Annotated in this window: 4 protein-coding genes; 2 read left to right on the top strand and 2 right to left on the bottom strand. The window is 37.0% G+C overall.

The features are described from left to right. Positions 1-419: 419 nt before the first annotated feature. The gene (locus tag V7K98_RS11710; protein WP_335021871.1) at positions 420-3,737 is read left to right on the top strand and encodes a PAS domain S-box protein; all 3,318 of its coding nucleotides are present in this window, start codon (positions 420-422) and stop codon (positions 3,735-3,737) included. 371 nt (positions 3,738-4,108) lie between these two features. Continuing rightward, complete coding sequence (locus V7K98_RS11705; protein WP_335021869.1) at positions 4,109-5,200, top strand: hybrid sensor histidine kinase/response regulator; 1,092 nt, start codon at positions 4,109-4,111, stop codon at positions 5,198-5,200. A 58-nt stretch (positions 5,201-5,258) separates the two neighbouring features. Here V7K98_RS11705 and chrA read toward each other — a convergent pair whose 3' ends face one another. Both chrA and V7K98_RS11695 read right to left on the bottom strand, forming a co-directional pair. After that, positions 5,259-6,479 (bottom strand): chromate efflux transporter, encoded by a 1,221-nt coding sequence (chrA, locus tag V7K98_RS11700; protein WP_335021867.1) that lies wholly within the window; start codon positions 6,477-6,479, stop codon positions 5,259-5,261. 431 nt (positions 6,480-6,910) lie between these two features. Then, positions 6,911-7,360: a beta-lactamase hydrolase domain-containing protein gene (locus V7K98_RS11695; RefSeq protein ID WP_335021865.1), complete on the bottom strand. Its 450-nt coding sequence runs from the start codon at positions 7,358-7,360 to the stop codon at positions 6,911-6,913. Positions 7,361-7,460 lie beyond the last annotated feature (100 nt).

The following is a 7,460-nucleotide window of genomic DNA, read 5'->3' as shown; positions in this document are numbered from 1 at the left end:
AGCCTGCCGTCCTTCTAGAAAACCTCCTCAGTCCTACAGATACTCCAGAGTAGCGACTCAGTATTTTTTCTCTGATCCAAAATAGCTATTCAAGTGAATCCTCGGAATTTAATCAATAAAAATTTCCTGTTTCTCCTCAATTACTTTTGAATTGAAACCATTAATAATCAGCTTAGTCTGAACCAAAGTAATTCCTCAATATCTGGAATATTATATTTTTATTTATTTAAATATTATTTATTCACTTAAATAATGATTTTAGTTTATTTGTATTTTCTCTGATTGCGTCCATTCACAATGACATAACATTCTCATAAAAAATATCCAAGCCAATTAATCATAGAAAATACTGATGCTTTTTAAAAAAATACAAGTAAAGATATTGTTGAAGATATTTTTATTTAATGCATCTATATATAATGCTTAACAACCCTGTGATCTCTGATAATTTACAACTGACTATCATTCATCATCCACTCATTGTTAACTCTGAAACTATGCTTCCAGATGTAATTGCACTAATCAATGAAGCGCCAGGTAATTGTGATGGCTTACCAATTAAAAATACCAATTCTTTGACAAACTTAAATAAAGACATGGATAGCATCACATCTCAAGCTACCAGTTGTGTTTTAGTTATAGAAAACTCCCAGTTGCAAGGGATAATTACGCAGAGAGATTTAATTAAGCTGACAGCACAAGGCAAGAATATAGAGGGAATTAGTGTTGGAGAAGTGATGACAAAAGAGTTAATCACACTGAAATTAACAGATTTCAAAGATATTTTTACTGCATTAAATTTGCTGAGAGAACATAAAATTTGCCATTTGCCTATTGTTGGAGAGCAAGGAGAATTAATTGGATTAGTTACTCCTGCTAGTCTGCTAGCAGTTTCGATTCAACAAGCCAGACTCTACAATTATGCACAAGTTAAACTTGCAGAACGCCAAAGAATCGAGGCAGAATTGCGATTAGAGCGGAATTTTATTTCGGCTATTTTGAATTTAGCAGATGCTCTAGTTATTGTACTAGATTGTCAGGGAAGAATTGTCCGCTTTAATAATACTTGTGAACAAGCTACAGGTTATGGATTTGATGAAGTTAAAGGAAGATTTGTTTGGGATATTCTGTTGTTACCTGAAATAACACAATGGATCAAAGAAATTTTTAAAGATTTAGAAGAAAGAGAATTTCCTCAACGTTACGAAACTTGTTTAGTTACTAAAGATAGCGAGCGACGCTTCATTTCTTGGTCAAATAAGGTTTTACTTAATCAAGATAATCAACTTGAGTATATCGTCTGTACAGGTATTGATATCACCGAGAGTCGAAAAGCCCAAGGGGAACTTCAGCAGACTCGCAATTTTTTACAGTCGATGATTAATAATCTGCCAGTAGCAGTGTTTGTTAAAGATGCCAAAACAGAAAGTTTTGGCAAATTCAAACTCTGGAATCATACCTGCGAAAACATTTTTGGTATCACAGCAGATGAGGCTATTGGCAAAACAGATTACGAATTATTTCCGAAAGAACAAGCAGACTTATTCTGTCAAAAAGACCTAGAAACTTTTGCTATTGGTGTACCTCAAGATATTCCTGAAGAACCTATTGATAACCCTAGTTTTGGCAAAAGAATTTTACACACAACTAAAATTCCTTTGTATGACAAAGACCAACAACCCGAATACCTGTTGTGTATTTCCGAGGACATTACAGAATACAAACGAGCAGAAAGAAATCTGCAACAAGCAAAAGAGCAATTACAAACGGTTTTAGATGCAGTACCTGGGTTTGTTTCTTGGGTCAATTCTGATGGATATTATTTAGGAGTTAATCGCCATTTAGCTGAAAGTTTTAACTTGACTACCGATGCTTTTATTGGTCAAGAATTAGGCTTTATGGAAAACAGTCTGCAATTTACAGAATTTATGCGTGAGTTTTTAAGTAGGCAAGATGTGGCAGATTCTAGGGTTATTGATGCCAAAATAAACGGTAAAAACTGCAATTACTTGCTCGTTGCTCAAAAATATCAAAATAACACAGCTGCTGTTGCAGTAGGAATTGATATTACTAAACGCAAACAAGCTGAAATAGCCTTACAAAGTTTGATAGAAAGTACTGCTTCTACTACCGGGCGTGACTTTTTCCCTGCATTAGTTGAGCATATTTCTTCTACTTTAGATGTTCCTCATACTTTCGTAACTGAATTAATTGATGGGCAAGTTCACACTTTAGGATTTTGGTCTGATGGGCATTTACAATCTAATATTTCCTATGACCCGGAATCAACGGCTTGTGAAATTTTGCTCAAGCAAGGATTTTACTACTGTCCTTCAGGAATTCAGCAACTTTTCCCTCCTGCTGAAAGATGGGTGGCGATGCAAGCCGAGAGTTTTATGGGAGTTATTTTAAGTGATGATTTTGGTAAACCGATTGGCTCACTATGTATAGTAGATAAAAAGCCCATACCTGACCACCATAAATTTGAAGGAATTCTCAAAGTATTTGCAGCTAGAGCATCTGCTGAACTGCAACGGCAACGAGCGCAAGAAGCTTTACAAAAACTCAATCAAGATTTAGAACTTAGGGTTAAGCAACGCACTTTAGATTTACAAAAAAGTGAGGCAGAACTTAGCGCTATTTTTAATCAAGCAGCTGTGGGAATCAAACTAGAAACTTTAGATGGTCATTTTATTAAAGTTAATCAAAACTTGTGTGAAATTTTAGGCTATAGCCCAGAAGAGATATTGAAGAAAAACTTTAGAGATATCACACATTCAGAAGATATAAAAAACCATCTCAATAATTTGCAACAGTTAATTGCAGGAGAAGTAGAAACATTTTCCGTAGAAAAGCGTTATTTACATAAAAATGGTGATGTAATTTGGGTAAATCTAACAGTTTCTCTAATTCGAGATCCCATTGGCAAACCTATTTATGTAATTGGGGTAGTTAAAGATATACGCGAACGCAAACAAGCTGAAGAAAATATTTGTAAAGCTTTAGAGAAGGAAAAAGAACTAAATGAGTTAAAATCTCGTTTCATTTCTATGACTTCCCATGAATTCAGAACTCCTTTAGCTGTGATTGCTTCTTCTGCTGGAATTTTAAACACTTTTAGCCATAAACTGGATGAACAAAAAAAGCAGAAACATCTCCAATGTATTCAGACTTACGTCCAACATACTACTCAACTCTTAGATGATATTTTGCTAATTAATAAGGCTGAAGCAGGAAAACTAGCATTTGAACCAACTTGTATTAGATTGGTTGATTTTTGTCACTCCTTGGTAGAGGAAATTCAACTAAGTTCCCCCAACCATACTTTAACCTTCTGTCCCCAGTACTGGGGTAATTCATCAATAGACGATCTCTTTACAGCTTGTATAGACAAGAAAATTTTGCGACAGATACTGAGCAATTTGCTGTCAAATGCTGTCAAATATTCACGACATGGCAGTAATGTTAAAATTGATTTATTAGTTCAAGATAAAAGCGCAGTTTTTCTAATTCAAGATGAAGGTATTGGTATTTTACCAGAAGAACAGCAAAACTTATTTGAACCATTCTACCGAGCGAGTAATGTTGGGAATACGCCAGGAACTGGATTAGGTTTGGCGATAGTTAAGAAGTGTATAGACCTTCATAGAGGGAGAATTACTCTTGCTAGTCAGGTGGGAGCAGGTACGATATTTAGGGTGGAACTACCAGTAATTATCAGCCATCTCCTGAATTGAAAGTATTTAATGGGTTATTAGTCAATAATTTTAGGGAATAATAAAGTTGGCATAAGTAGGTAGGCGTAATTAAATATAAGATCAGACCTCATCCTCAATCCCTCTCCTTAGTAAGGAGAGGGAAGCCGGAGCAGGGTGAGGTTTTATATTTAATTTGACCCACTTACCGATCATTATTGAGGATCTAATGTAAATTACCAAATTATCAAGTAGGAGAATCTATTTTAGCAACTGCACAGACCTTATATAGCGTTTCTCGACCTAGTAAGGTACACCCGTAGGGGCACAGCATTGCTGTGCCCTTACACCAAGCGATATTATTTTGTACCGCATCTGAATGGGAACCGCTATATGTTATGACATATTGTTAGATGAAGACAATTTTAATCATAGAAGACGAACCTCAAGTTCGGGAGAATATTCAGGAAATTTTACAGCTTTCTGATTTTGACACTTTGATAGCTCCAAACGGTCAAGTTGGATTAGAAATTGCCCAAAATAAATTACCTGATTTAATTATCTGCGACATTATGATGCCGGAGTTGGATGGCTTTAGTGTATTGTCTGCTCTGCGTCAAAACCAAGCAACTATCAATATACCTTTAATATTTGTTACGGCCAAAGCAGAGCGTTCAGATTTTCGTCAGGGTATGGATTTTGGAGCAGATGATTATTTAACTAAACCATTTACTCCTGAAGAACTACTCCGTGCGATCGCTTCTCGTCTTAAAAAGCACGCTTTGGTTGAGCGCCAAACTCAAGCCAAGCTAGACGAACTCAGAATGAATATCGCTCACTCATTACCTCACGAACTGAATACTCCTTTAAATGGTATTCTTGGTATGTCGCAGTTGTTAATAGAAAATTGTGATATCATTCCTACCTCCGAAGAAGTCGAAATTGCAGAATTAATTTACACATCTGCAAATCGCTTGAATGCATTAGTTCAAAGGTTTTTATTATATAGTAATCTAGAATTGATAGCTAAAAATCCCGAAAATATTCGTCAAATTCAGGAAAAAAGTGATCGATGCTTTGCTAAAAAAATTATTAGTGAAGTCGCTCTCAAAAAAACTACAGAAAATTGTAGACAAAAAGATTTAAAGCTAGATATCCAAGAATCTATGCTCCAGCTACCAGAAGATAAATTAATTACTATTATTGAAGAATTAATTGATAATTCTTTAAAGTTTTCTTTACCAAATAATGAAATTACAATTATGAGCAAGGTAGAAGGTAATAGATTTAATTTATATGTAATTGATCATGGCAAAGGAATGACGATTGAGGAGATTAATAAAGTTGGAGCTTTTGTACAGTTTAATCGAAAGTTATGGGAGCAACAAGGCTCTGGTTTAGGGTTGGCTATTGTTCAGCATATAGTGAAATTATATGGTGGTGAATTCACAATCGATAGCATTCCTGAGAAAGAGACTATTGTCAGTCTTTCTTTGCCTTGTTAGGGTATGCTTGCATTGCGGTAAGACGGCGGGGTAGTTCACGAAGCTAAAGTATGTAATTTCAATGAGTGTAGCCCAAGAGTGAAGCGCCCCATCCAATAAAAGCACTACCAAAGACTAGCCATGCAGCATTGAAGCGGAAGTGAATAGCTAAAATGGCCGAGACGATCGCGATCGCCAAACCGAGAAAATCTACAAATGGGGCTTGTGGTAATGTTAAAGTGGTTGCCCCCAGTTGTAGGGTGGTAACAACCATTAGCGCTACAGCACTAACATTCACAGCGTCCAAAAATGCTCTAGTCCAAGAAGAGGCTCGTAAGCGTGGGATTAGGGGGTTTAGGGCAGCAACGAAAACAAAAGAAGGTAGAAAAATTCCGATTGTGGCAACAATTGCGCCAGGTATACCAGCAATGATATAACCAATGAAGGTAGCAGTAGACAGTACTGGCCCAGGAGTAAATTGACCAATTGCGATCGCATCTAATAACTGCTGTTGTGTTATCCAGCCATATTCTTCAACTAATCCCCCTTGGAGAAAAGCCACCAAAAGGTAGCCACCACCAAACAAGACACTACCCACTTTCAGAAAAAACCAACCCAACTGCCATAAAGAAACGTTGGTTATGGTAGATGCAGTAGCTACCGATGCAGCAACAACCGTTGATGCCTTTAAAGTCGCGCCTGTGGTGAGACTAGCAATTAGAAAGTTGGCTTTATCTCCTGGTTTGTCGTTTTTATCGCCAGAATGCAACCAAAGCATACCCAGCAATCCCCCAGTTAATAGGGCAATTACTTCATTTAATTTCAATAATAATGTCAGTAATGCCACAGCCAAAGCAATCACCAGCAATTGGCGAGTTTTCACTGCCTTTTTCGCCAAGCCCCAGAGGGCATTAATAATGATTGCTAAAACAGCCGGTTTAATGCCATAGAGTAAGGGAGCTACTTGAGGTAAAGTACCGTAGGCAACATAAACCCAAGCAAACCCACCCGTAATTAGAATCGCAGGTAAGATAAAACAAACACCTGAGACAATTAGCCCCAGCCAACCTGCATAGATGTATCCTATATGGATAGCCATTTCTGTGGAATTTGGCCCAGGAATTAGGTTAGTTGCTCCCAGCAAATCCAGAAAATGCTCCCTTGTCAACCACTGGCGACGCTTAACCACTTCATCTTCAATCATGGCGATATGGGCAACCGGGCCCCCAAAGCCGATAACGCCCAGTTTAAAAAACAGTTTGGCGAGTTCACCTAAACGACTTGGTGCTGAGTTAGTCATTTTTGCTAGGAAAGATTTTCATGTACTTCTAGATTATTCTTAAAAGGTTAAGGCTAACCTTTCAAGGTGGGTAAAAATTTTACTCACGAAACTCTTTTGACTTTGTGTTATTTGTGTGTCTGCGGTTAAATAAAATACTTTTTAACCGCAGAGACACAGAGGGCGCAGAGAGAAAAAAGAGATTTTATAAGTCACTTTGACAGGGCTAAAGATGGCTCTTCAGTACTTAGTATGCTAAATTAATCTGCTAAAAAGCTGAAAATATTGCTGTACAACAAAAGCAGGCATTGTTTTTAACATTTTAGTCCATTCTTGGGACTTAAGCGTTCTAAACTTGATTTTAAAGTCTATTTTTGATATTTAACTAATAATTTGGCATAACAGGTACTGAAGAACCCTAAAGATTAAAGCTTGGTAGTTACACAAAATCACTAACTTTTCTCTGTTTGCTTGAGAATATACTTATCAAGTAGGAATTGTTTAAGGTGCGGTTGTTCTAAGTTTAAACCAAGCTCTTGTGCTTTTTGACTAATTTCTTCATGGGTCAGACCTTCGCTAATAGCATTGGCAATCAAGGCAATACCACCAGCCCTTGCTCCAGCCGCACAGTGAATTAAAATTGGTTTGGGTAAGTTTTCAATCTCCTGAATTGCTGCCTCTGTTAGCTCTTGATTTGGTTCTGAAGCCTTTAAGGGGATATTGGCATATTGCAGTCCAGCAGCTTGGGCTTGCTGCTGTTCATCACTGAGAAAACCTGCTTCATCGGGAGAACGCAGGTTTAGCACTGACTTAAATCCCTCTTGGGCTGCCTGTTTTAACTCTTCAGGAGTTAGTTGTCCAGCAGCGCTCAAGTCGTCATTAACTTTTTTAGTGTTGCTCATAAAATACACTATTTCGATAGTCTTAATGCAGTATATTGGCAATTTAGTTAAAAAATCTAGGGTTTTCTTTATATCTGAAAATTAATTTAAACAATTTGTA

Source organism: Nostoc sp. (assembly GCF_036917435.1).
In the GTDB taxonomy this organism is placed as follows: domain Bacteria; phylum Cyanobacteriota; class Cyanobacteriia; order Cyanobacteriales; family Nostocaceae; genus Nostoc.
The sequence above is the reverse complement of the archived record's forward strand: the minus strand, read 5'-3'. Positions and strand labels throughout refer to the sequence as shown.